This is a genomic window from Rhizobium sp. BK316 (genome assembly GCF_014193695.1).
GTDB lineage: Bacteria > Pseudomonadota > Alphaproteobacteria > Rhizobiales > Rhizobiaceae > Rhizobium.
In genome coordinates this window covers 171582-192500 of sequence record NZ_JACHZR010000006.1, presented here as the reverse complement: position 1 = coordinate 192500, position 20919 = coordinate 171582, and the positions used below count along the sequence as shown (strand labels likewise).

The window sequence follows — 20919 nt, the reverse complement described above, 5'->3', positions numbered from 1 at the left end:
TGGCGAGAAAACAATCCTATCCGGCGGAAAATGCAACAGCGATTTCGATAAAAGGCGAGTATGGGCGGTGAGGAGATCAGCCGCCCATGCTCGCCTTCCAAGTTGGCAGCCTCAGCGAACGTAGAACGTAATGCTGCCGTCGGCTGCCTGTTCGGCGTTCACGACATTGCGGATAGCGATGCCATCATTGTTGAGCTTGTGTGCCAGCGACCTGTTGGCGTCGATGGAAGCCTGGATGGCGTGGATAGCGCTTTCCGAGCGCTGGGGGGCGGAGCGCGGGCCGGTGGTTTCGTCGTCGAGATTGTGCCAGTCGTAGACCGGCTGGATGTCGAAGTCGCCTTGGAAGGTGCGAAGCGTCTGCTCGATACCTTGGGCGGTATTCATGCCGAGGCTTTCAGCCCGGCTGACGCCGGCAAATGCAAGGGAGGAGAAAGCGGCGGCGATGGCGATTTTAGCAACGCGGTTCATGATGGTATCCTTTCGTCTGCTGTGACGGTCGGCTGTCGTTGCAGGGGATCGTCGGTGTTGCGACTGGGATTTGGCACTGCAGCATTGTCGTTTCAATGGCGTAAGTAACTGAAAATAAATTAAAAATTGTTCATGAAATCCGCCTTGGATTTGCCGTTTTTGCGCCACCCGGCTAGGCATGTTTTTCACGTCGTTGCGCCCGACAGTGGCGAGCTCCGCTATCCCATTGCAGATATTTTGTCTTTCCTTTTGGAGCGCCACCCGAATTTGCTTGCCATTCGCTCGAAGGCATGTTTTGACCGCGGCCTGCCCGAGTGGAAAATGCCCCTCCAACCGAAGGTGAACCATGCCGAAAGAGACCGCTCCCCATATTTTGATCGTCGAAGCACGCTTCTATGACGACATGGCCGATGCTCTTCTCGAAGGCGCGACCTTCGCGCTGGAAGAAGCCGGCGCCACGTTTGACGTCGTCACCGTGCCCGGCGCGCTGGAAATTCCGGCGGCGATTGCCATGGCGCTCGATGGCGCGGATAATGACGGCACGCAGTATGACGGTTTCGTTGCACTCGGCATGGTCATCCGCGGCGAAACCTATCATTTCGACATCGTGTCGAACGAGTCTTCGCGCGCGCTCATGGATCTCGCCGTCAGCGAGTCCCTTGCCATCGGCAACGGCATCCTGACCGTCGAGAACGATGAACAGGCCTGGGTGCGTGTACGCCGCTCGGAAAAGGACAAGGGCGGTTTTGCCGCCCGTGCAGCTCTCACCATGATCGAGCTGAAGAAGAAGTTGGGTGCATAAAGAATGACTGACGAAAATACCGAACGACCGGTCAAGGCTGCCAACCAGCGGGGTGCTGCGCGTCTTGCGGCTGTGCAGGCGCTTTATCAGATGGATATCGGCGGCACCGGCGTTCTGGAAATCGTGGCGGAATACGAGGCCCACCGCCTCGGCCAGGAACTTGACGGCGAAACCTATCTGAAGGCCGATGCCGGCTGGTTTCGCTCGATCGTCTCAGGCGTCGTGCGCGACCAACTCCGTCTTGACCCGCTGATCGCCTCCGCCCTGCAGGACGATTGGGCGCTGTCGCGTCTGGACAGCACCGTCCGCGCCATCCTGCGCGCCGGTGTCTTCGAACTCGTCGACCGCAAGGACGTTCCGATCGCCGTCATCGTCACCGAATATGTCGAGATCGCTCGCGCCTTCTTCGACGATGATGAGCCGAAGCTCGTCAATGCCGTTCTGGACCGCATCGCCAAGCAGGTGCGCGGCGAGCAGAAGAAATAGGCACTTAGCCGCCAAACGATCCCTCCCGTTCTTTCTGCGGAACTGCAAGGCTTTTGAGGTTTTGCAGTCTTGACGCGACGTTATCGACCACGCAATCTCCACTCGCCTGCTGGGCGTTTCTGTGGAGAGGAGTCGATTCAGCAGCGTTCGTCGCCGGAGAAGGAGTGAGCTCCGGCTTATGGGAGGAAAGAGCGAATGACCATTCTTTTATTGGTAATCGCATGTGGCCTGCTCTCGGTGGTCTACGCCATCTGGGCAACCCGGTCGGTGCTTGCTGCCGATCAGGGCAACAGCCGCATGCAGGAGATCGCGGGCTATATCCGCGAGGGCGCACAGGCCTATCTGACGCGTCAGTACAGAACCATTGCCATCGTCGGCATTGTTGTTTTCATTGCAGCATGGCTGCTCCTTTCCGCCACGGCCGCGATCGGGTTCCTGATCGGCGCCGTCCTCTCGGGTGCTGCCGGCTTCATCGGCATGCACGTCTCCGTCCGCGCCAACGTGCGCACCGCCCAGGCAGCGTCCACGAGCCTCAAGGCCGGCCTCGACATCGCCTTCAAGTCCGGTGCGATCACCGGCCTTCTGGTTGCCGGCCTCGCGCTGCTCGGCGTCTCCATCTATTATTATGTACTGACGATCGTACTCGGCCATGAGGCAGGCTCGCGCGAAGTCATCGACGCCCTCGTGGCGCTCGGCTTCGGCGCTTCGTTGATCTCGATCTTCGCCCGTCTGGGCGGCGGCATCTTCACCAAGGGCGCCGATGTCGGCGGCGACCTCGTCGGCAAGGTCGAGGCCGGAATCCCTGAAGACGATCCGCGTAACCCGGCAACCATTGCCGATAACGTCGGCGACAATGTCGGCGATTGCGCAGGCATGGCGGCCGACCTTTTCGAAACCTATGCGGTGTCCGTCGTCGCGACCATGGTTCTGGCAGCAATCTTCTTTGCCGGTGCACCCATCCTCCAGTCGGCCATGATCTACCCGCTGGCAATCTGCGGCACCTGCATCATCACCTCGATCATCGGCACCTTCTTCGTCAAGCTCGGCCCGAACGGCTCGATCATGGGCGCCCTCTACAAGGGCCTTATCGTGACCGGCCTTCTGTCGATCATCGGCCTTGGTGCCGCGACCTCGCTGACGGTCGGCTGGGGTTCGCTCAGTCAGGTCGCCGGCTTCGACGTTACCGGCACGAAGCTCTTCTTCTGCGGTCTCGTCGGCCTCGTCGTCACAGCGCTGATCGTCGTCATCACCGAATATTATACCGGCACCGGCAAGCGCCCGGTCGTATCGATCGCCCAGGCATCGGTCACCGGCCACGGCACCAACGTCATCCAGGGCCTCGCGGTATCCCTGGAATCGACGGCGTTGCCGGCACTCGTCATCGTCGGCGGCATTCTTGCCACCTATCAGTTCGGCGGCCTGTTCGGCACCGGCATCGCGGTCACCGCCATGCTCGGCCTTGCCGGCATGATCGTGGCGCTCGATGCCTTCGGCCCGGTCACGGACAATGCCGGCGGCATTGCCGAAATGTCCCATCTGCCACCCGAAGTGCGCAAATCCACGGATGCGCTCGATGCCGTCGGCAACACGACGAAGGCCGTCACCAAGGGTTACGCGATCGGTTCGGCCGGTCTCGGCGCGCTGGTGCTCTTTGCGGCCTATGCGAACGACCTGCAATATTTTGCCGCGCATCCCGACCAGTATCCTTATTTCCAGAATATCGGCACGATTTCATTCGATCTGTCGAACCCTTACGTGGTTGCCGGTCTGCTGTTCGGGGGCCTGATTCCCTATCTCTTCGGTGGCATCGCCATGACCGCCGTCGGCCGTGCCGCCGGCGCGATCGTCGAGGAAGTGCGCAAGCAGTTCCGCGAAAAGCCCGGCATCATGCAGGGTACGGAGAAGCCTGATTATGGCAAGGCAGTCGATCTGTTGACCAAGGCGGCGATCCGCGAAATGATCATACCGTCGCTGCTGCCGGTGCTGGCGCCTGTCGTCGTCTATTTCGGCGTGCTGATCATCTCCGGCTCCAAGGCGTCGGCCTTTGCAGCACTTGGCGCATCGCTGCTTGGCGTCATCATCAACGGTCTCTTCGTCGCGATCTCGATGACCTCGGGCGGCGGCGCCTGGGACAATGCCAAGAAGAGCTTTGAGGACGGCTTCGTCGACAAGGACGGCGTGCGCCACATGAAGGGCTCGGACGCCCACAAGGCGTCAGTGACGGGTGATACCGTCGGCGATCCCTACAAGGATACGGCAGGTCCCGCCGTCAACCCGGCGATCAAGATCACCAATATCGTAGCCTTGCTGCTGCTGGCGGTTCTCGCAAGCTAAGACGCTTCAAGCGAATGAAACAAAACCCGCCGGATCGCTCCGGCGGGTTTTGCATATGGGAAACCGCTTGCTTTAGCGCAGGCTGGACGGGTTCTGCGGCGTGCCGCCGGCGCCGCCACCGAAGAGGCTCTTGGCCGCATTCGCCGCGCTGCCGCCGGACAGCATCTGCTGCAGGAAGGTGAGTTCCCGACCGCCGGTCGGCGTGACGCGAGCAATCGTGTCGAACACCTTGCCGTCCTGCAGGGTGTAGTTGGCGCGGCGGGTAACGACGCCGTCCTTGTCGAAATAGATGGCGAGAATGCTCTGGGCGGTGACGCGCAGCTTCTGGAATGCCATCGAGCGCTGGCGGCGCTGCGAGATGTAATAGAAGACCTCCCCGTCGAAGGTTGCCGTGGTCGAGGGCGTGCCGAGCGACAGCAGCACCTGCTCACGACTGGAACCTTCAGGCACCAGCGCCAACGACTGCTCGTCAACGATATAGCCGCCGTTCAGCACGGTGCTCGTCTGGCATCCTGAGAGTGTGGTGGCGGAGGCGATTATGATGGCAATGGCCGCATTGCTGAAGAATTTCATGTCTGACTTGAAATACCGTTTCTTCAACGACATCTACTCCCTTGAGTATCGATAGCAGCCATTCCAAACACTGCGTGCTTCCTCCTGCAAAACCATTGTGGCCATTCCGGGGTCGAATTCTCCCGATCTGCCTCGTTGTGCACCGGAGCGCACCTGTCTCGAAACCGGCCACGAACGGCATTGCAATTCGCGCCTGCTTCGGTAAACCAGCTTTCGAAATCATGCAACAAGGCCCGGTGCCGCTCGGCGCCAAGAATGCGGTATTTCCGGAAAAAACAAATGATCTTCGGGCTCTTCGGTAAGAGAAACAGCAACCAGACCATCGTCGACCGGCAATACGCCGCGCTGACGGCCGCCGCTCGCATGCCGGAGCTTTATGAGCGCCTTGACGTGCCCGATACCGTCATGGGCCGTTTCGAGATGCTGTCGATCGCCATGATCCTGTTTTTCCGCCGCACCCGCACCTCCGGGACGAGCGGCCAGGAGATCGCCCAGGAAATCGTCGATGCTTTTTTTCAGGATATCGACTATTCGATCCGCGAACTCGGAATCGGCGACAACAGGGTGCCGAAGCGCATGAAGAAGCTGGCGGGCATGTTTTATGGACGGCTGGAAGCCTATTCGAAGGCCATGGATGCCGGCGATGCTGCCGCACTTTCCGTGGCCCTCCAGCGCAATATTTATCCCGAAGCAGCCGAGCCCGCCGACATGAGCGGGCTGGCGCAATGGATGGTGGCGGCGGAAGTCCACCTGTCGGCCATTCCCGAAGAGGCGATCGCCACCGGTTCGGCGACGATCCCCGGGGTCGCCTGAGGAGTAGAATCATGAAGAAAGATCTGAGCGAGATTCCCTTTTCCTATCCGGTCAAGGTCGGCCACATTTCCGCCAATCCGGTCGAGGTCCGCGTGAGCGCCGACAAGGACGAGCTGAAGGCGCTGGCCGAAAGCTGGAACGTCTTGTCGGTGGACGATCTCCATGCCGACCTGCAGATCAACAGGTGGAAGCGCGACGGCATCCGCGTCAAGGGACGCGTGCAGGCGAAGATCGTCCAGTCCTGCGTCGTCACGCTCGAGCCGGTCGAATCTGCAATCGATGAGACCTTCGAGCAGATCTTCGTGCCGGAAAATTCCAAGCTTGCCCGCCATCCCGCCAATGATACCGGGGAAATGGTGCTGGATCCCGACGGTCCGGACCTGCCTGAAATCTTTACCGGCGATACAATCGATGCCGGCGAGATCGTCGCGGAATTCGCAGCACTCGCCATCGATCCCTATCCGCGCAAAGAAGGCGTGGAGTTCGAGGCCCATATCGAGGATACGGGGGAAAATGACCGGAGGCCCTCTGCATTTGCCGCGCTCAAGGACTGGAAAAAGGACTGAAGCAACACCGGCATTCGCCATAATTCAGTTGTAAGCGACGCCAAAACCGGTATTTTGGCCGAAATTTCGCCCCTGAGGCGAAAGAGAAGGATCAGGGACGCGTGATCAGAATATCTCTCGACCTCATGGGTGGCGACTTTGGTCCCCAGGTTGTCATCCCCGGTGCTGCCAAGGCGCTGGACAGGCACCCGGATATTTCCTTCGTCTTTTACGGCATCAAGGAACAGTGCGACCCGGTTCTGGCGAAGTTTCCCAAGCTCAGGGAAAAGTCGACCTTTCACGATTGCGAACTTGCCGTCAGCATGGAAGAGAAGCCGAGCCAGGCGTTGCGCCGCGGCCGCTATGTCTCCACCATGTGGCGCACCATCGAAGCGGTGAAGTCGGGCGAGGCCGATGTCGCCGTTTCCGCCGGCAATACCGGCGCGCTCATGGCAATGGCCAAGTTTTGTCTGCGCACGATGGCCAATATCGAACGCCCGGCGATCGCCGCCATCTGGCCGACGATGAAGGGCGAAAGCATCGTGCTCGATGTCGGCGCCACGATCGGCGCCGATTCGCAGCAATTGATGGATTTCGCGCTCATGGGCGGCGCCATGGCGCGCGCCCTCTTCGAGGTTGAGCGTCCGACCGTCGGCTTGCTGAATGTCGGCGTCGAGGAAATCAAAGGTCAGGAAGAAGTCAAGGAAGCTGGCCGCCTGCTGCGGGAAGCCAATCTCGATTCGCTCGAATATTCCGGCTTCGTCGAAGGTGACGATCTCGGCAAGGGTACCGTCGATGTCGTGGTTGTCGAAGGCTTTTCCGGGAATATCGCGCTGAAGGCTGCGGAAGGTACGGCCCGGCAGATCGCCGGCTATCTTCGCGCTGCCATGTCGCGCACGCTGCTTGCCCGCATCGGCTATCTCTTCGCCAAGAGCGCCTTCGACATGCTGCGTGAGAAGCTCGATCCGAGCAAGGTCAATGGTGGCGTGTTTCTCGGCCTGAACGGCATCGTCATCAAGAGCCATGGTGGGGCGAATGCCGAAGGCATCGCCGCGGCCATCGAAGTCGGTTATGACATGGCCAAGAATGGCCTGACCCAGAAAATAGAAAACGATCTCAAAAAATACCATGCCAAGCGGCTGCCCCCGATGGGGCCGGAAGCCGCGTGAGCAACGAGGTTCAAGCAATATGATCCGATCTGTGGTTCGCGGCTTCGGGGCTGCACTGCCGAAACGCGTAATGACCAACCGGGAAATGGAAGGTATCGTCGACACGTCGGACGAGTGGATCGTCCAGCGGACCGGCATCCGCCAGCGCTACATTGCCGGTGATGACGAAACCACGGCATCGCTCGGCGAGGCGGCAGCACGTGCGGCGCTCGCAAATGGCGGCCTGACGCCTGACGATATCGACGTGATCATCTGTGCCACCTCGACGCCTGACAACACCTTCCCGGCGACGGCGGTCAATATCCAGAACCGTCTCGGCATGGCGCATGGCTTTGCCTTCGACGTCCAGGCCGTCTGCACGGGGTTCGTCTATGCGGTCACGACGGCTGACGCCTATATCCGTGGCGGTCTTGCCAAGCGCGTGCTCGTCATCGGCGCTGAGACCTTCTCCCGCATCCTCGACTGGAATGACCGCACCACCTGCGTGCTTTTCGGTGACGGTGCCGGCGCGATCGTGCTGGAAGCGGCCGAGGGCGAGGGGACGGCGGCAGACCGCGGCGTGCTGACTGCGCATCTGCGCTCCGATGGTTCGCACAAGGACAAGCTCTATGTCGACGGTGGTCCGTCCTCGACCGGTACGGTCGGCAAGCTGCGCATGGAAGGCCGCGAGGTCTTCAAATATGCCGTGGGTATGATTACCGACGTCATCCAGGCCGCTTTCGATTCGACCGGCACGACATCAGAGGATCTCGACTGGCTGGTCCCCCACCAGGCCAATCGCCGCATCATCGATGGTTCGGCCAAGAAGCTGAACATTGCCCCGGAAAAGGTCGTCATAACAGTCGATCTGCATGGCAATACGTCCGCTGCCTCCATTCCGCTGGCTCTTGCGACGGCTGCCGGCGACGGACGCATCAAGAAGGGCGATCTCGTGATGCTGGAAGCGATGGGCGGCGGCTTCACCTGGGGCGCGGCTTTGCTGCGCTGGTAGGCACGAATCCTAAAAAACTGGCGGCGAACAAGAGCTTGACCGTGAGGCACAAGACAAATAATCTTCGTCCACTTTCACAAAATATTTTCTATTGGGCGGGGAAACCATGACCGGAAAGACAGTTACGCGAGCAGACCTGGCGGAATCCGTTTTTCGGAAGGTCGGTCTCTCCCGGACGGAATCTGCTGAGCTCGTCGAAACGGTCATCGACGAGATTTGCAACGCCATCGTACGCGGCGAGACCGTCAAGCTCTCCTCTTTCGCAACCTTCCAGGTGCGCGACAAGAACGAGCGCATCGGCCGCAACCCGAAGACCGGCGAGGAAGTTCCGATTTCACCCCGTCGCGTCATGACCTTCAAGGCCTCGAATGTGCTCAAGACGCGCATTCTCAAGTCCCATGTTGCCCGGAAGGGCAAAACCAAGCCGCAAAACCCGGCTGCCTGATCATCTTTTTTCCCGCTGAAGGGAAACTTTTGCCGCGTCGCTCCTCCGGCTGTGCGCAACGCGAAGACGTGACTTGAATTCGCGGCTCCAAACCGTTGAAATATGATGAGTCGCCGTTTTGGATGGATCCGCGAGGTCGCGTAGCAGTATGACGTTGGACAAGAGCCCGGATGCCTTTCGCACCATCAGCGAAGTTGCTGATGATCTTGACCTGCCGCAGCATGTGCTGCGCTTTTGGGAAACCCGTTTTCCGCAGATAAAGCCGATGAAGCGTGGCGGTGGCCGGCGTTATTACCGGCCGGAGGATGTCGATCTCCTGAAAGGCATCCGCCATCTGCTCTATGATCATGGTTATACGATCAAGGGCGTGCAGAAGCTCTTGAAGACCAACGGCAACAAGTTTGTCGTCGCGGTTGGTCACGGCGATCTTGCAAGCGTCGAGGCACTCTCGGCCAACGTGGGCGATATTGTCGCAGGTGAACCGCGCGTTGCTATGGCGGAAGAGGACCAGATCGTCGGCCGCGCCAAGCCGCCGATTACGCGCCGCTTCTTCAATTTCGTCAGCGGCGAGGACGATCAGCCGGAAATCTCGGTCGGCAAGTCGAGTGTCGGCAAGGAGGACCGCGCGCTTCTCCAGGAAGCGCTTTACGATCTCCTGGAATGCAAGCGCCTGCTCGATCAGGTGCGCTAAAGCACGTCGCGCAGCGGTTTTGCCGTGACGACACGCGTGAGGCAGGAACCTGAGGCGTTACCGGCGAATCAGAAAGATCGCGATTCGCTTCAGGTCTGCATGCCCTTGAGCGCTTTTTCGAGATCGGAGAGCTGGAACGGTTTTCTGAGGACAGGCAAGCTTGAACTGCTGCCTTCGGGCGCGCTGCCATATCCCGTCGCAAAGACATAGGGCTTGCCGAGTGTCTCAAGCAGTTTCGCGACCGGCAGCGAACTCTTTCCAGCCAGCGATACATCAAGGATAGCTGCGTCGAATTCCTTGTTCTGGGCCGCATCGAGCGCCTGCTCCAGATCCGTAACACTGGCGGTCACGCGATAGCCGAGATCCACAAGCATCTCCTCAAGCAGCATGGCGATCAGCGCATCGTCTTCGACGATGAGTATGTCTTTCATGGTCCCGTCCGCCCTTGCGCAGCTCGTGCCAGGCCCTTTGCTGGGTGTCACGGCTTATGTGTCCTAAGCCGGCTGCTCGTCAAGGCTGCGGAGCCAGCCATCGGAGAGAACGCCAGCCATGCTTCATGGTTGCCCGCCGACGCGGCGCACTGGCCGACATCAAGAGCATCCTCATCCCAAGGTCAACCATGCGAGCCGAGGTTGACGCAGCTCCCGCGCTCGGTTAGTCGCGGAGGCCTGACAGCCTCCGCTTCGCAAGGAACCTCCTGTGTCCGCTTCCCATCGCGTTCTCGACAAGACCTACGATGCCTTCCTCTTCGATATGGACGGCACGGTGCTGAACTCCATCGCCGTCGTCGAGCGCGTCTGGAGCGAGTGGGCTGTCCGCCACGGCTTCGAGCCGGAAGTCCTGCTCAAGACCATCCACGGCGTTCGTGCATCCGATGCTATCAGGCAGCTCGGTCTTCCCGGCGTCGATCCGGTCGCCGAAGCCAAGCTCCTTCTGAAGGAGGAGATGGAGGATTTCGAAGGTATCATCGAGATTCCGGGTTCCATCCGCTTCCTGAATGCGCTGCCCGCCGATCGCTGGGGCATCGTCACCTCCGCGCCCATCGAACTCGCCCGTCGCCGTATGGCGGCAGCGGGCATTCCCATGCCGAAAATGATCGTCAGTGGTGAAGAAGTATCGGCAGGCAAGCCGAGCCCGGAATGTTATCTGCTTGGCGCAAGCCGTCTCGGCGTCGATCCCGCCCGCTGCCTGGTCTTCGAGGACGCGGTTGCCGGCATTCTCGCCGGCGAGGCCGCCGGCGCAGATGTCACCGTCATCGCTGAAACCCATGCGACGCCCTTCGAGACGCCGCACTTCACGATTTACAACTATGCCTCTTGGCAGCCGCGCATGACGGCGGACGGCAAGCTCGCATTGTCCGCGCTGTGATGGCGGCCGAAGGGTTTCAGAATTTGTAGCCCACGCCGGGCTCAGAGCTTGACGCGATTGCCCTTGTTGTCGATCATCTGCAGCACCTTGCCATCCGTCTTGATCGAGACGCAGTCGGTCTGCTTGTTGGGAAAAAGAACGCAGATCTGACCGTCTGAAATCTTGTAGCCGTTCTTATTGCCTTGGCGGTATTCATAGCCGTTCGAGGCCTTCCGCAGGTCGCTGGCGCCGTTCAGAAGCTGTCGGATTTCATTTTCCTTGGCGTTCCGGAACTGGACGTTTTCTGCCAATGCGATATGCGAGGAGGCCAGCGTTACGATCACGCCGATGAGAAGTGAGCGGCTTGGCAGCATGTGGTAAACTCCAGGCAATGGTCTGCGGCAGATTGAAGAGAGTGAAATGATCAGGGTCGTTCTTACCTTAGCTTTAGCAATGCTTGCCAGTAATGCAATGGCTGTCGATCCGACGAATCCGCGCGTCGACCGCCAAAACCGCGAGGATTGCCGCCGTTTTCCGGAGCGCTGCGCCGGCGACGACCGCAACCGCAACCGCCGTGACTATTATCGCGACAATACGCGCCAGGGCTCCGGACAATATATCTATCGCGGCCAGCGCCGCATATGGACGGATGAATCGCGCTAAGCACCTCGTTTTGCTCTTCGACCGGGATCTTCCGGTCGACCCTCGGCAGTGTAAGAATGGCAACCAAACCACGCCCCTCGATTTCGTAAGACCTGGTCCATGTCGAAAGCTCCGTGATCGTGGTATTCGGCCGCGTAGGAGTGGTGACGAACCAAGGGGAGAGAGATGCAGATATCGATCATCGCGGAACTGCAGACGGCTCGAAGCAATCTTGCCACGCTTGGGGCGACCGACCGCCGTGTAATCGTGGCGCGCATCCACAGCTATCTCCAGGAATACCGGGACGATATTCTCGGACACGTGCCTGCGGACCGACGCACGTGGATCGAACGATTGATCGCATCCCTTTCGACCAAGACTCCGCAGATCGCCTTGTTGGACAACGAGGAATTCCGTTCCGTGCTTGCCGAATTCGAAAAACTCCTCGTCCTGCTCGAAGACCTGACGTCCTCCTGGGACGGCTTACCCCACACCATTCACTGAGGCATTCGCTGGCTCGTCGCGCCCTCACGCCGGAGAGCGACGTGTCATTCGGCGGAGCAAGGATGAAGAGCGATCGGCTTCACGCCACAGGATCGTGGTCAGACGCAGGAGGCGATGTCTGGGAATTTCCGGGACTGATCGCTCAAAACCGGACGCTATTCGCGTTGCGCTCCGCCGTCCGGTTGGACGCGAAGTCAACCGGCTGTTTTAGACTGAGATTTCAAGGGATTAAATGGTCGGGGCGACTGGACTCGAACCAGCGACCCCTTGACCCCCAGTCAAGTGCGCTACCGGGCTGCGCTACGCCCCGACCTGCCGAAACGGCTTGCTCCTGTTAGACTTTTCGGTTTTTGGACGCAAGGGAAAAATGCCGCCGCGATCATAAAACGGAACTTGTTCAATGGAATGTCTGCCGGGCAGCTTTTACTCTGCCTCTCCGGTGCTGCCTGGAATCCTCAAAACCGGCTGATGACTGCCGAAAAAAGTCTGCGCAAAGCGTCAAAAGTCCTTGCATACGCCGAGGCGGCATGGAAATTCTTTCGCTGGTGAGCAATGTGGCGTTAAGCTGGAGACGGCATCTTGCCGAAATAATGTAGATTTCCGGTTGCAGTTTCTAAGCTGATAAATTTCAGGTAAAATATTTCCTTAATATTTTGACTCAATATTCCTGCTTAATGAAGGAGATTTATTATATATTCAGTGAAGTCTACCTTTGGCTGAAGCCAAGCGTCTGCGACATTTCCAATTTTTGACGTCTGAAACTGAAATTTATTCGCAATTTTGTTGCTGAACGTGTAAGCAAGGGAAATCGTAGGAAGCGTAGTTTCGGGCGTATGACGATCGACAGTAACAGGCAGGATTGCCGGCAGACCCTTGCCGCTGCGTTTAAGGCCCTCTCCGAGGAGGCCGTGAAAGCCGGCTGGCCGGAAGGGGATGTTGCCCTTGCGCTTGCGGAGCTTGCCGGAGAATATGTGGCCGAGGTCGGCGCCAAGGCGATCGTCGAAGGCTTTAACCAGTTGCAGCTCTATGCAGCGAGCGGCCGGCTGAAATTCTGAGCCGAATCTTCAATTCTTACACCAATAGTTCAGCGCTTCCGGCAGCCTCCACGAAGGGAGGTCTGTGCTGCGCTTTTCAGCCGGTCCACCACATAGAGGCAGTGCTGGAGCGCTATGTGGTACTCGCGGCCGCTTGGCCAGTCAGCGTTTGAGATATTCGAAGGCTTCCCAGGCGATTGCGACAATGAAACCGTTGCTTGGAGATTTGACACTCACGGGCAAACGGAAGCGTTTTCGTTCACGGCTCCTCATTCCATATGCATTCCAAACGGACCATAACGCACGAGGCACGAGATTGTTCCCGACGATTTAATTGCGCGGTTGCTAAAATTTCGGGCTACGCGCATAATGAGAAAGAGGCTGACAGGGAGGGCGTCGGCTGCGCAACATGACGATGCGTTGTGCCCTCTAAGGGAAATGTGGCGCGATGTTGAAATCGTCAGTTCACCCCCAGGATTTACCGCTCTTCTCGGAAGATATCGACCTGCTGTCGCGGGTTTTGAGCCAGGTTTGCGATGACAGCGGCATCACTCCCCGCACGCCGGAAGCCGACCGGATCGGTGCAGCCCTCATCCAGCTTTACAGGCAGGGCGTGAAGGACAGCGGCAAGTTGACCATTCTGGCCAAGACCTATCTCTAAAGCTCAGGTCTGCTCGATCGAGACACTGTTCTTGCCGATGCTCATCTCGATGCCTTCGGGTTTGCTCGCTTCGTGGAAGATATGACGTCTGAGACGGCGCCTGGTTCCGTCAATCGTCGTTGGCAGCGTTGAGGTTTTCCGGCCTGATGCCGTCATCGTTGGAGCTGCGGGCGCGCAGGCGTATGCCAGGGCCGCCTTCATCCTGGTTGCCGCTGGCGATGAAGATGATGCCGTGGGCTTCCAGCGTGTTGCGCACGTCGATCGCGGCGCGCGTCTCACCCACCCATTCGCCGTTTTCCAGCGCCTGGACTGTTTCGACGGAGTGTCCTGCATGAGCTGCGAGATCCTCGATGCTCATGCCGATCATGGCGCGTGCGCCGCGTATCTGTGTCCCTGTAATCATGCCGGAAATTTAGCGCTTTTGCCGAACTTCTCAAGTGTCTGTGAGCGGCTCGAGCGCTTGTGGCGAACTTCCAGCGCAGCACAACCCCAGACGATGCCGAACAACAGGTAGACGTGTCGCCAGTGGTCGATATCGATCACGTTGCCGATCGCCGCATGGCCGAGAACGGAAATCCACGCGACCATGAGAAAAGGCTGCCACGGCCGGTCGAGCAATATGTTGCGGAAGCCGAGATAAAGCGTCCAGCACAGCATGCCGACATAGCTGACGAAGCCCAGCCAGCCATAGGTGGTCAGCGATTTCAGCCAGATATTGTGTTCGTCTTCCGGAAACATGGTGCCGAAGACCAGCGGTCCTATGCCGAGCGGCCGTTCCATCATCATCTGGAAGCCGATGCGATGGCGATCGAAACGGCCGAGGTGTTCACCGTCATATTGCTGCACGAGCTGGGCGCGGGCGGAGAAAAGCTCGCTGACCTTGGGAACCTGCAGCGCGACCAGCAGCGAGGCCACCATCAGGATGATCGCGCCGAGCGACAGGATCAGCACACGCAGCCGGAAGGCGCCACTGCGTTCTTTCAGCAACATCACGAAAATCAGCACGATCACGACAAAGGCGAAAAGGCCCCAGGCTGCACGCGAGAAGGAGAGGAAGATGCCGAGCGCCAGGATGAGCAGCGCTCCCGCTTTGATCGGTAACGTCTTGAGATTTCCGGCGAGAATGCCGTGGACGAGGTAAAGCCCCGGCGGCACGAGGAAAGGGCCGAAGACATTCGGGTCCTGGAAGGCGCCCTTGGCGCGGTCGTAAAGCGTGAAGACTTCCAAGCCCGGAAAGGCGTGGAAATAGCCGAGGATGCCGAGCAGGGACGTGATGACCGCCGCAAAGCTCCAGGCATTGAAGATCAGCGGCAGCCGCTTGTGGCTGTCCTCGATGATCGCGGCGTAGAAGATGGATGTCAGTGCCAGGAAGGTGGAAACGGCAATATACATCGGGCCGGTCGCCAGGTCCCGCATCTGGGTGAGCGACAGCATGCCGCCGATATTGAAGGTCAGAAGCAGCGCCAGCAGCGGTGCGGTGGTGCGGGATATCTTCAGGCCGAGGATGAACCAGAGGCCGATCAGCCCTGCCATCCACAGTTCATAAGGCGCCGGCTCGTCGATGACGAAGCCGGAAAGAAAGACCCCGAAAGCGACCGCCGCCGAGCCGATGAGGCGCAGCGTCAGCCGTTGCGGCTGGGCCACGCGCACATGGGAGGCGTCGATCGCGCTCAATAGGCGTTTTCCGTGTTGAGCAGCCGGATCGGTGTCAGGAACAGGATCTTGAGATCGAACCAGAGCGACCAGTTCTCGATATAATAGAGATCGTAGGCCGTGCGGAACTTGATCTTCTCTTCATTGTCCACTTCGCCGCGCCAGCCGTTGATCTGCGCCCAGCCGGTGACACCGGGCTTGACGCGGTGGCGGGCGAAATAACCGTCGACGATATCGGCGAAAGCGCGCTCGCGCGCCTGCGCGAGCACGGCGTGCGGACGCGGGCCGACCAGCGAAAGTTCGCCCTTCAGCACGTTGAAGAGCTGCGGCAGCTCATCGATCGAGGACTTGCGGATGAAGCGGCCGACAGGGGTGACACGGGGATCGCCCTTGGTGACGGCAGCCCTTGCCGTCGGATCGCCCATGCTGGCGTACATGGAGCGGAACTTGAAGACGTTGATGATCTCGTTGTTGAAGCCATGGCGCTTCTGCATGAAGAAGACCGGCCCTTCCGAAGTCGCCTTCACGGCGATCGCTGTCGCCAGCATGACAGGCCAGAGCAGGCAGAGCGCGATGATGGCGAAGAAGATATCGAATGCGCGCTTGGCAACGGAATCCCAGTCGCGGATCGGCTTCTTGAAAATGTCGAGCATCGGCACCGCGCCGACGTGCGAATAGGCGCGAGGCCGGAAACGCACGCGATTGGCGTGTGCGGCAAGGCGGATGTCGACCGGCAGCACCCAGAGCTTTTTCAAAAGCTCGAAGATGCGCGCTTCAGCAGACAGCGGCAGCGCGATGATCAGCATGTCGATGCGCGTCATCCGCACGAATTCCACGAGCTCGCTCACCGTGCCGAGCTTCGGATAGCCTGCGACCATGATCGGCGAGCGCTTCTCGCCGCGGTCGTCGAAGATGCCGCAGATACGGATGTCGTTATCCGCCTGCTGCTCCAGCATGCGGATCAGTTCCTTGGCCGGTTCGCCGCCACCGACGATGACGGCGCGGCGCTCCATGATGCCGTTGCGCGCCCAACTGCGCACGCCCTGCGCCACGAGGAAGCGCTCGATAACCAGGAAGAGCGCACCGGCAATAAACCAGATACCGTAGGATTCCGCAGTCGCTGCGCTGAGACCGCGCAAGAGCGAGAAGCTGCCTGTTGTCAGCACGAAGACTATGGCGAATGCCGCGAAGGTACGCGGCAGATACCGCACGCGGGATCTGAGAGCCGGAATGGAATAGGTATCGGCAAGTTGAAGCGCCACGACGGTCAATGCTGAAACGACAGCCGCGATGACGGCCCGCATCGCGATGCTGTCGCTGCCGTCGCCGGGTGCGAAATAGAAGGTGACAAGGCCGATGGCGAACTGCGTCAGGAATTCCAGCAGCCGCAACTGGCCGATGATGATGACAGGCGAGTAGGTCCCGTCACGGAATTGCTCGGCAATCCGACGGGCATAGGGATTGATGGGAGGCGTCTCGCCGGCGGCATGCGTAGAGGCGTCGCCGCGCGTCTCCGTATCAGAGACCTGCTTGCGCAGGGCTTCCACGTCGAACTGTCCGCTCTTTTCCAGCTTGTTCATGGGGCTTCATCGCTCGTTGATGTGAGCGGGATAACAGAAAGCCCCTAAGAAACTTTTACGAGGCGGCCGGGATTGCCTGTGCCGTAGCGGGATTGACGAGCTCGCCGTAGAGTTTCAGCACTTCGCGGGCCATGACTGGGGCGGAAAAGACCGACTTGACCGCGTCGGGAGAAGGCATGACCTTGTCGTGCCAGCCGGGCACTGTCAGTGCTTCAGCCATCACCCGCGCCAAGTCGTCGGAGTCCCCCGGTGTCACCAGTGCGGGACTGTCTGTTCCAAGCACCTCGGGAATGCCGCCGACACGCGAGGCGATGACCGTCTTGCCGGCGCCGAGCCCTTCCAGAACGATGTAAGGCATGGCTTCGGCGCGGGAGGGGACGACAAGGTTCTGCGCCATGGAGAAGGCGTCCCTCACGCGCATGGCCGGCAGCATGCCGATGCGCTTGCCGAGGCCGCGCTCGACCATCATCTCGCGATAACGGTCGCGTTCCGGCCCGTCGCCGATCATCAGCGCCGAAAGCGGCCGGCCGAGCAGGCGCTCGGTCTTGGCGAAGGCGTCGATGAAAAGATCCGGGCCTTTGAGATCGCGCAGCATGCCGACATAGATGAAATGTACGGCGTCGGAGCGGGTCGGAATATCGGAAAAATCCCGTGCGCCGATGCCATTATAGATCAGCCGGTTCATGACCCGGGGCCGGCCCACCTTGGTCGCATAGGTTTGTCGCTCGTATTCGCAGATGAAGACCAGCGCATCGGTAAAATATTCCTGCAGCCGCTCCATGCGCAGCACGAACTGGCCGAGCATGGAGGCGCGGGAGTAATGCAGGCTTCCGCCATGCGCAGTATAGAGGCGGGCTACGCGATACCTGTTGACCCGCAGGGCTGAGCCGGCAAGCCGCGCGAGCACGCCGCCCTTGGCGCCATGCCCATGCAGCACATCCGGCCGCAAGCTCCTGATTTCCTTGAATGTGTTCCAGAGAACCGCTGCATCCGACGGGCTGATGGAGCGCCGTATCGGAATGCGCATCAGACCGAGCGAAAGAAAGGGGCGGATATCGTCGAAGAGACTGTCCTCATATTCGCCGCCAGTCGAACTGTCGCAGATGATGCCGATATCATGGCCCGCCCGGCTGTGTTCCTCCACGAGATCGCGGACATGACGGAAAATTCCGCCGACCGGCGAGCGGAAGCAGTGAAGAATGCGGAGGGGCCTCTGCTCTATCATCGGCTAGAAAAGCCGTTCGCGGACATAGATCGTGTCGCCGGCGATGATCGGGCCGGAAATATTGACGCGGCCCGTCAGCACCTGTCCGTTGATCTTGCGCGTGACGTCGACCATGCTCTGGTTGGCACGGCTGGTGAAGCCGCCGGCAACTGCGATGGCGTTCTGCACCGTCATGCCGGGCACATAGGCATATTGGCCGGGCTGGCCGACTTCGCCCATGATGAAGACGGAACGATACCGGTCGACATCGATGGTGACATCAGGATCGCGAAGATATCCCTGCTGCAGCTTCTGGGCGATCTGGCCCGAGAGTTGCTGCAAGGTGCGGCCGCGGGCAGGGACCTGGCCGATAAGGGGGAATGCGATATAGCCGGCCTGATCCACCGTATAGGTATTGGTCAGCGTTGCCTGATCGAAGACGGTGATGCGCAGGCGGTCGCCGCTGTCGAGCGAATAGGGCTGGATCGTCGCCTGGTTGAAGGCCTTCGGCGCGGGCCGATAGGTGGTGCAGCCCGCCAGTGCAGCCATCATGGCGACAAGGCTCATAGCCATCAGGATCTTGGGCTGGACGAAGGGCATCCGCTTGCTCACAGGAAGATAATTCGGTCGGGCCGTTATCGATCTATTAGGGTTAATGCCCGGTAAAAAAACCGCCGATTTCCTCAAATCCTTTATCAGGAGCATCGTATTTGCGAGGGAGTTGCCATTAACCGTTGAGTTACCATGGTCGTTTACGCTTGGGGCAGTTCGTATTGGAGTAATGAGTATGTCCCGCGTAGCGAGTGATCAGGATGTGGACATCGACCTCGGCCAGCTTGTGCGCGCGGTCTGGGCACGTCGTCTGAGAATATTGACGATCACCGCATTGGGTGCGGCAGTCGCTTTTGCCGGCGCCAAGATCGTTTCGCCGCAATATCGCAGCGAGACACGCGTCCTCATCGAACCACGCGCTCCGGCCTTTGCCAATACGCAGACGAGTGACGCCAATGCCGGACCGCTGCTCGACGAGCTGAATATCGCCAGCCAGGTGCAGCTTCTGCAATCGGCCGACCTCATCAAGCAGGTCATCAACAATCTGAAGCTCTACAATCTGCCGGAATTCGATGCTGCCGCGAACGGCTCCGCGCTCACCGATATCCTCGTGGCGCTGCACCTGAAGAAGAACCCGCTGGAAAATCCGCCGGAAGAGCGTGTCATCGACGCCTTCACCCAGCGCCTGCAGGTCTATCAGGTGCCGGGCTCGCGCGTCATCGGCATTACCTTCACCTCCAAGGATCCGAAGCTCGCCGCGAGCATTCCGAACGCCATGGCGCAGGTCTACCTGGCGATCCAGAGCGGCGCCAAGCTCGCCTCCAACTCGGAAGCGACGCGCTGGCTCGAACCGGAGATCGACAGCCTGCGCCAGAAGGTGAGCGAGGCCGAGAAAAAGGTCGCCGATTACCGCACGACCCACGGCCTGTTGCAGACCAATGGCACGACGACCTTCACTGCGCAGCAGCTCAACGACATCTCCGTCGAACTGACCCGCGTGCGCACCGACAAGGCGAATGCCGAGGCGAGGGCACAAGCCGTGCGCAATGCGCTGTCATCGGGCGAAGCCTCCGACACGCTTGCTGACATCATGTCGTCGCAGTCGATCCAGCGGCTGAAGGCGACGGAATCCGGGCTGCAGTCGCAGATATCAGACCTGCAGACGAGCCTGCTCAACAATCATCCGCGGCTGAAGAGCCTGCGTGCCCAACTTGCCGATATCCGCACGCAGATCCGCCAGGAAACGCAGAAGATCCTTGCCAGCATCGAAAACGAGACGAAGGTTGCCGAGCTGCGCGCCAAGGAACTGGAGCAGCAGTCCGATAGGCTGCAGGCCAACAGCGCCAGGGCGGGCGAGGACGCAGTGGGTCTTAACGCACTGGAGCGGGAGGCGAACGCCCAGCGCCAGCTTCTCGAAACCTACCTCGTCCGCTACCGCGAAGCCGCTTCGCGTGCCGACCGGAATTCCAGCCCGGCGGACGCCCGTATCGTTTCGAAAGCGATCGAGCAGGTCGATCCTTATTTCCCGAAAGTCGTGCCGATCGTCATCGTTGCTGCGGTCGCAACCCTCATCATGAGTGCGATCGTCATCATGCTCTCCGAACTCTTCAGTGGCCGCGCGCTTCGCCCGGTCGAGCCTCTGGATGTCGAATCCCGCACCATCGAAGACAGCGTCGAGGACGAAGAGCAGGGCGGAGCAGCACCCCTTCCTGCGGGAACGGCTCCCGTTTCCGCGGCAACGCTTGCCAAGCCCAGCATGCTGACGGCAGCGGTCGACGACGACGAGGAGCCGCAAGCCGAGCCGGTCGAGGAAGCGCCTGCCGACGAGAACGAGTTCTCCGTCTCTTCCGTCGCAAGCTATCTCGCCGACTGCCGTGCACCGCTCGCCGTTTCCATATCCCCAACCGGTGACAATGGTTCTGCCGCAACAGTTGCCTTGGCACGCCTGCTGGCCGATGACGGACGCCGGGTGATCCTGATCGACATGACCGGCTCCGGCTATCCGACCGAGCTCATGGCCGAAAACCCCGAGGCACCGGGCGTTACCGATCTTCTCTGCGGCGAGGCTGCCTTCGGCGAGACGATCCACGGCGACCGGTTTTCCGATGCGCATCTGATCCCGCAGGGTGTGAGTGATGTACGTCGCGCCATGCGAGGCGCCGATCGGCTGTCGCTGCTGCTCGATGCTCTGTCATCGGCCTACGATATCGTCATCGTGGAATGCGGCGCGGCCGATGTCGCCGGCGTGTCAAGACTGACGCGCAGCAAGGAGATCGAGATCATCCTGTCTCTGCCTGAGATCGAAGAAGCTGCCTTCGTCGGCCTGATGCAGGATTTCCAAGGTGCCGGCTACGAGCGTGTGGTACTGATGTCGGGTGGCGAAGAGGCCGCGATGCGCAGCCCCGCACGCCATGCTGCCTGATCT

23 protein-coding genes, 1 tRNA gene and 1 pseudogene are annotated in these 20919 nt (G+C 60.0%); 15 read left to right on the top strand and 10 right to left on the bottom strand.

Going from position 1 to position 20919, the window contains the following annotated elements; genetic code table 11:
* Window positions 1-111 precede the first annotated feature (111 nt).
* Window positions 112-468 (bottom strand): hypothetical protein, encoded by a 357-nt coding sequence (locus FHT87_RS26280; protein WP_183730479.1) that lies wholly within the window; start codon window positions 466-468, stop codon window positions 112-114.
* Between the two features lie 346 nt (window positions 469-814).
* Between FHT87_RS26280 and ribH the strand changes: the two genes are divergently transcribed.
* The 3 genes from ribH to FHT87_RS26265 all read left to right on the top strand — a co-directional run bounded on the left by ribH (window position 815) and on the right by FHT87_RS26265 (window position 4090).
* A complete protein-coding gene (gene ribH / locus FHT87_RS26275) occupies window positions 815-1270 on the top strand; it encodes a 6,7-dimethyl-8-ribityllumazine synthase (RefSeq protein WP_183730477.1) in 456 nt (151 codons plus the stop codon).
* 3 nt (window positions 1271-1273) lie between these two features.
* Entirely contained in the window at window positions 1274-1756 is a 483-nt protein-coding gene (gene nusB / locus FHT87_RS26270; protein ID WP_183730475.1) for a transcription antitermination factor NusB, read from the top strand.
* 195 nt (window positions 1757-1951) lie between these two features.
* Window positions 1952-4090, top strand: a complete 2139-nt coding sequence (locus tag FHT87_RS26265) for a sodium-translocating pyrophosphatase (RefSeq protein WP_183805712.1) — start codon at window positions 1952-1954, stop codon at window positions 4088-4090.
* Window positions 4091-4162: 72 nt separating this feature from the next.
* On the opposite strand, the gene FHT87_RS26260 is transcribed toward FHT87_RS26265, so the two are convergent.
* Complete coding sequence (locus FHT87_RS26260; RefSeq protein ID WP_183730471.1) at window positions 4163-4696, bottom strand: outer membrane protein assembly factor BamE; 534 nt, start codon at window positions 4694-4696, stop codon at window positions 4163-4165.
* A 188-nt stretch (window positions 4697-4884) separates the two neighbouring features.
* Between FHT87_RS26260 and FHT87_RS26255 the strand changes: the two are divergent.
* The 6 genes and pseudogenes from FHT87_RS26255 to FHT87_RS26230 all read left to right on the top strand — a co-directional run bounded on the left by FHT87_RS26255 (window position 4885) and on the right by FHT87_RS26230 (window position 9317).
* A pseudogene (locus FHT87_RS26255) lies at window positions 4885-5476 on the top strand (ubiquinol-cytochrome C chaperone family protein).
* A gap of 11 nt (window positions 5477-5487) precedes the next feature.
* Window positions 5488-6042, top strand: a complete 555-nt coding sequence (locus tag FHT87_RS26250) for a DUF177 domain-containing protein (protein ID WP_183805708.1) — start codon at window positions 5488-5490, stop codon at window positions 6040-6042.
* 101 nt (window positions 6043-6143) lie between these two features.
* Window positions 6144-7190, top strand: a complete 1047-nt coding sequence (gene plsX / locus FHT87_RS26245; RefSeq protein WP_183730465.1) for a phosphate acyltransferase PlsX — start codon at window positions 6144-6146, stop codon at window positions 7188-7190.
* A gap of 19 nt (window positions 7191-7209) precedes the next feature.
* Window positions 7210-8181, top strand: coding sequence for a beta-ketoacyl-ACP synthase III (locus FHT87_RS26240; protein WP_183730464.1), 972 nt, complete (start codon window positions 7210-7212; stop codon window positions 8179-8181).
* A gap of 106 nt (window positions 8182-8287) precedes the next feature.
* Complete coding sequence (locus FHT87_RS26235) at window positions 8288-8626, top strand: integration host factor subunit alpha (RefSeq protein ID WP_007819963.1); 339 nt, start codon at window positions 8288-8290, stop codon at window positions 8624-8626.
* A gap of 148 nt (window positions 8627-8774) precedes the next feature.
* Window positions 8775-9317, top strand: coding sequence for a MerR family transcriptional regulator (locus FHT87_RS26230; protein ID WP_183730462.1), 543 nt, complete (start codon window positions 8775-8777; stop codon window positions 9315-9317).
* A gap of 89 nt (window positions 9318-9406) precedes the next feature.
* Here FHT87_RS26230 and FHT87_RS26225 read toward each other — a convergent pair whose 3' ends face one another.
* Complete coding sequence (locus FHT87_RS26225) at window positions 9407-9748, bottom strand: response regulator (RefSeq protein WP_183805706.1); 342 nt, start codon at window positions 9746-9748, stop codon at window positions 9407-9409.
* Window positions 9749-10016: 268 nt separating this feature from the next.
* On the opposite strand from FHT87_RS26225, the gene FHT87_RS26220 reads away from it, so the two are divergent.
* Window positions 10017-10685, top strand: a complete 669-nt coding sequence (locus FHT87_RS26220) for an HAD family hydrolase (protein WP_183805705.1) — start codon at window positions 10017-10019, stop codon at window positions 10683-10685.
* A 41-nt stretch (window positions 10686-10726) separates the two neighbouring features.
* Here the strand turns inward: FHT87_RS26220 and FHT87_RS26215 are convergent, their stop codons facing one another.
* On the bottom strand, window positions 10727-11038 hold the full coding sequence (locus tag FHT87_RS26215) for a hypothetical protein (RefSeq protein ID WP_183730454.1): 312 nt from the start codon (window positions 11036-11038) through the stop codon (window positions 10727-10729).
* A 46-nt stretch (window positions 11039-11084) separates the two neighbouring features.
* On the opposite strand from FHT87_RS26215, the gene FHT87_RS26210 reads away from it, so the two are divergent.
* Window positions 11085-11327 carry a hypothetical protein gene (locus FHT87_RS26210; protein ID WP_183805703.1) on the top strand — a complete coding sequence of 81 codons (243 nt, stop codon included), beginning with the start codon at window positions 11085-11087 and terminating at the stop codon, window positions 11325-11327.
* A 165-nt stretch (window positions 11328-11492) separates the two neighbouring features.
* Window positions 11493-11810, top strand: a complete 318-nt coding sequence (locus FHT87_RS26205; protein WP_183805701.1) for a hypothetical protein — start codon at window positions 11493-11495, stop codon at window positions 11808-11810.
* Window positions 11811-12043: 233 nt separating this feature from the next.
* Here FHT87_RS26205 and FHT87_RS26200 read toward each other — a convergent pair.
* Window positions 12044-12120 (bottom strand) — tRNA-Pro (locus tag FHT87_RS26200).
* Between the two features lie 523 nt (window positions 12121-12643).
* Here FHT87_RS26200 and FHT87_RS26195 point away from each other — a divergent pair.
* The gene (locus FHT87_RS26195; RefSeq protein ID WP_183805700.1) at window positions 12644-12865 is read left to right on the top strand and encodes a hypothetical protein; all 222 of its coding nucleotides are present in this window, start codon (window positions 12644-12646) and stop codon (window positions 12863-12865) included.
* Window positions 12866-13292: 427 nt separating this feature from the next.
* The gene (locus FHT87_RS26190) at window positions 13293-13505 is read left to right on the top strand and encodes a hypothetical protein (protein WP_183730446.1); all 213 of its coding nucleotides are present in this window, start codon (window positions 13293-13295) and stop codon (window positions 13503-13505) included.
* A gap of 109 nt (window positions 13506-13614) precedes the next feature.
* On the opposite strand, the gene FHT87_RS26185 is transcribed toward FHT87_RS26190, so the two are convergent.
* The 5 genes from FHT87_RS26185 to FHT87_RS26165 are packed head-to-tail and all read right to left on the bottom strand — an operon-like array spanning window position 13615 to window position 18542.
* Window positions 13615-13908, bottom strand: a complete 294-nt coding sequence (locus tag FHT87_RS26185) for a DNA-binding protein (RefSeq protein ID WP_183730444.1) — start codon at window positions 13906-13908, stop codon at window positions 13615-13617.
* A complete protein-coding gene (locus FHT87_RS26180; protein WP_183730441.1) occupies window positions 13905-15179 on the bottom strand; it encodes an O-antigen ligase family protein in 1275 nt (424 codons plus the stop codon). The genes FHT87_RS26185 and FHT87_RS26180 overlap by 4 nt, the downstream gene beginning before the upstream one ends.
* Window positions 15176-16738: an undecaprenyl-phosphate glucose phosphotransferase gene (locus tag FHT87_RS26175; RefSeq protein WP_183805698.1), complete on the bottom strand. Its 1563-nt coding sequence runs from the start codon at window positions 16736-16738 to the stop codon at window positions 15176-15178. The genes FHT87_RS26180 and FHT87_RS26175 overlap by 4 nt, the downstream gene beginning before the upstream one ends.
* Window positions 16739-16793: 55 nt before the next feature.
* Window positions 16794-17963 (bottom strand): glycosyltransferase family 4 protein, encoded by a 1170-nt coding sequence (locus FHT87_RS26170; RefSeq protein ID WP_183805692.1) that lies wholly within the window; start codon window positions 17961-17963, stop codon window positions 16794-16796.
* Window positions 17964-17966: 3 nt separating this feature from the next.
* Entirely contained in the window at window positions 17967-18542 is a 576-nt protein-coding gene (locus tag FHT87_RS26165) for a polysaccharide biosynthesis/export family protein (RefSeq protein WP_183730433.1), read from the bottom strand.
* Between the two features lie 187 nt (window positions 18543-18729).
* Here FHT87_RS26165 and FHT87_RS26160 point away from each other — a divergent pair, with 187 nt between their 5' ends.
* Window positions 18730-20916 carry a Wzz/FepE/Etk N-terminal domain-containing protein gene (locus FHT87_RS26160; protein WP_183805691.1) on the top strand — a complete coding sequence of 729 codons (2187 nt, stop codon included), beginning with the start codon at window positions 18730-18732 and terminating at the stop codon, window positions 20914-20916.
* The last annotated feature ends 3 nt before the right edge of the window (window positions 20917-20919 follow it).